The sequence below is a fragment of the Paenimyroides tangerinum genome, assembly GCF_003865405.1.
Classification (GTDB): Bacteria; Bacteroidota; Bacteroidia; order Flavobacteriales; family Flavobacteriaceae; genus Flavobacterium; species Flavobacterium tangerinum.
The window spans coordinates 1-3,304 of sequence record NZ_RQVQ01000090.1; the positions used below are offsets into that span (position 1 = coordinate 1).

2 protein-coding genes are annotated in these 3,304 nt (G+C 33.3%); both read left to right on the forward strand.

Annotation, left to right across the window (positions count from 1 at the left end; all coding sequences use genetic code 11):
• Nucleotides 1-796: 796 nt before the first annotated feature.
• The gene (locus EG240_RS16205) at nucleotides 797-2,179 is read left to right on the forward strand and encodes a nucleotide sugar dehydrogenase (RefSeq protein ID WP_125020368.1); all 1,383 of its coding nucleotides are present in this window, start codon (nucleotides 797-799) and stop codon (nucleotides 2,177-2,179) included.
• Between the two features lie 12 nt (nucleotides 2,180-2,191).
• A complete protein-coding gene (rfbB, locus tag EG240_RS16210) occupies nucleotides 2,192-3,241 on the forward strand; it encodes a dTDP-glucose 4,6-dehydratase (RefSeq protein ID WP_125020369.1) in 1,050 nt (349 codons plus the stop codon).
• Nucleotides 3,242-3,304: the final 63 nt, after the last annotated feature.

Below are 3,304 nucleotides of genomic sequence, written 5' to 3' on the forward strand. Positions count from 1 at the left end.
TGTAAATCGAGTACTAAATATACTCGGTAGTACAAATTAAATATACGGACTAAAAAAGCACTTATGAACTATTTTGCAGAATCGTAAACTCGACATACAGAATTTTAACGAGAATCTGCAAGGTGAAATTTCGTAAGAAAGGAACTGCTGATTATTCGAGCGTTAATATTTGTTTTGGTTCTTATGAATACTGCGCCTAACACGTTCAGTTTAAAAAGTAAAGTCATTAAGGCTTGTATTTGAAGCGAAGCAAGACCGGTTGTTTTTAGAAATAAGCCGTAGTAGATCGTTGAAATACTGCGTCGAAGCACTTTATTCGAGCGTTAATATTTTGTTTTAGTTCTCATGAATACGGCGCCTTACACGCTCAGTTTAAAAAGTAAAGTCATTAAGGCTTGTATTTGTCTTCTTTAGTGCTTTTAAAGAAGAAGTAAAGCAATACAAAACACAATTCTCACTTTTAAAACCAAAGTAACCCAAAAAAGAAATGAGATAATGCATCAAGTACAGAATGACATAATAGAATATTAAGTAGATTCAAAGCGAATTTGCGAATCTGCAACAAAAGCGAATCAGCACCCGAGGACTAAGTCCGAACGGAACGAAGTTAAATCAGCAAATAAACGAAACAGTAAATCCACAAACAAATTAACTTCAATAAAAACTTCGTTCTTTTAGGTGGTTAGAAAATTGTAAATTATATTTGAAGAATAAAATTTGATTGACTTAATTAAAACAAGGTCAATTTCTTCAATAATGTAGTTTGAACTACTAAATGATAGATTACGAATAGGTTATGAGAAAAATAAATAAAATAGCTTGTATTGGCGCAGGTTATGTTGGCGGCCCAACTATGGCTGTTATCGCGCAGAGAAATCCAAATATCGATGTTACCGTTGTAGATTTAAATGCAATACGAATTGCAGCTTGGAATGATGCCGATTTGACTAAACTACCAATTTATGAACCTGGATTGGATCAAATTGTAGCAGAAGCACGGGGTCGTAATTTATTTTTTTCAACTGATGTAGAATCTGCAATTGATCAAGCGGATATGATTTTTATTTCGGTAAACACTCCAACTAAAACCTACGGAAAGGGTAAAGGTCAGGCTGCGGATTTAAAATTTATCGAACTTTGTGCACGTCAAATTGCCAGAGTTGCTACAACTGATAAAATTGTTGTCGAAAAATCAACCTTACCTGTCCGAACAGCCGAAGCTTTAAAAAGTATATTACATAATACAGGGAATAATGTTAAATTCGACATTCTTTCAAATCCAGAGTTTTTAGCAGAAGGTACAGCTGTTTCTGATTTACAAAATCCAGATCGCGTTTTAATTGGTGGTGAAAGCCAAGAAGCGATTCAAGCTTTGGTTAATATTTATGCAACTTGGGTACCTTCAGAAAGAATCATTACAACCAACCTTTGGTCTTCAGAATTATCTAAATTAGTAGCCAATGCCTTTTTGGCACAACGTGTTTCGAGTATTAACGCAATTTCTGAATTATGCGAAGTCACCGGAGCTGATGTAAATGAAGTTGCACATGCCATTGGAATGGATTCACGTATTGGGTCGAAATTCTTAAAAGCATCTGTAGGATTTGGAGGATCGTGTTTTCAAAAAGATATTTTAAACTTAGTTTATATTGCAAAATCTTATGGTTTGCAAGAGGTTGCTGATTATTGGGAACAAGTGATTATTATGAACGATCATCAGAAAATTCGTTTTGCAGATAATATCATCAAAACCTTATATAATACCGTAAACGGAAAAAATATAGCATTTTTAGGTTGGTCATTTAAAAAAGATACCAACGATACGCGTGAATCTGCAGCTATTTACGTAGCTGATCATTTGTTAGATGAGCAAGCTACAATAACGGTTTATGATCCTAAAGTTACTGCTGAGCAGATTTATGCAGATTTAGATTATTTAGGAACACGTACGTCAGAAGAAAATCGGAAGTTGGTAAAAGTTGTAAATGATCCTTATATTGCTTGTCAAGATGCACATGCAATTGCTGTTCTTACAGAATGGGATGCGTTTAAAACTTATAATTGGAAGTTGATTTATGAAAATATGTACAAACCTGCTTTTGTGTTTGATGGACGTAATTTGTTAGATAAAAAACAATTAAATGAAATCGGGTTTCAATTTTACAGCATTGGTCAATAATTAGATAAAAAGATGAAAACAATTATTATAACAGGTGGCGCAGGGTTTATCGGATCTCATGTAGTTCGTGAATTTGTGTTAAAATATCCAAATTATAAAATCATTAATTTAGATGTTCTTACTTATGCAGGTAATTTAGAGAATCTAAAAGATGTTCAAGATCATCCAAATTACCAATTTATAAAAGCAGATATTGTTGATGCAAAATCGATTTTAGATGTTTTTGTAGAACATCAACCAGATGGTGTTATTCATTTAGCAGCCGAGTCACACGTTGATCGTTCAATTTCAAATCCACTTGATTTTGTGATGACGAATGTGATTGGAACCGTAAATTTATTAAATGCAGCTAACCATATTTGGAAAGGTAATTATGAAGGAAAACGTTTTCATCATGTTTCAACAGATGAGGTTTTCGGAACATTAGGTTCTGAAGGTTTCTTTACAGAAACAACTGCGTATGATCCGCATTCTCCATATTCAGCTTCCAAAGCATCATCTGATCATTTTGTTAGAGCTTACCACGATACTTATGGATTACCAATTGTTTTGACCAATTGTTCAAACAATTACGGACCGAATCATTTTCCTGAAAAATTGATTCCGTTGTGCATTCATAATATTTTAAATAAAAAGCCCTTACCAATTTACGGAGATGGAAAATTTACACGTGATTGGTTGTTTGTGATTGATCATGCTAAAGCAATTGATTTGGTTTTTCATGAAGGGAAAAACGGAGAATCATATAATGTTGGAGGTTTTAACGAATGGAAAAATATCGACTTAGTCAAAGAGTTATGTAAACAAATGGATGAAAAGTTAGGTAATCCAATTGGAACATCAGAACAATTGATCACTTTTGTAAAAGATCGTCCCGGTCACGATTTACGATATGCAATCGATGCTTCAAAAATCAATCAGGAATTAGGTTGGAAACCTTCGGTAACTTTTGAAGAAGGATTATCTAAAACAATCGATTGGTTTTTAACGAATCAAGATTGGTTAGAAAATGTAACTTCTGGTGATTATCAGAAATATTATGAAAAGCAATATAGGGAATAGGGAAAAGAGAAAAGAGAATAGAGAAAAGAGAATAGAGAATAGAGAAAAGAGAATAGAGAAAAG

What these genes read in the sequence shown, in the direction of transcription:
- EG240_RS16205 (WP_125020368.1), top strand. Translation starts at nt 797, where the DNA reads ATGAGAAAAATAAATAAAATAGCTTGTATTGGCGCAGGTTATGTTGGC.
- rfbB (WP_125020369.1), top strand. Translation starts at nt 2,192, where the DNA reads ATGAAAACAATTATTATAACAGGTGGCGCAGGGTTTATCGGATCTCAT.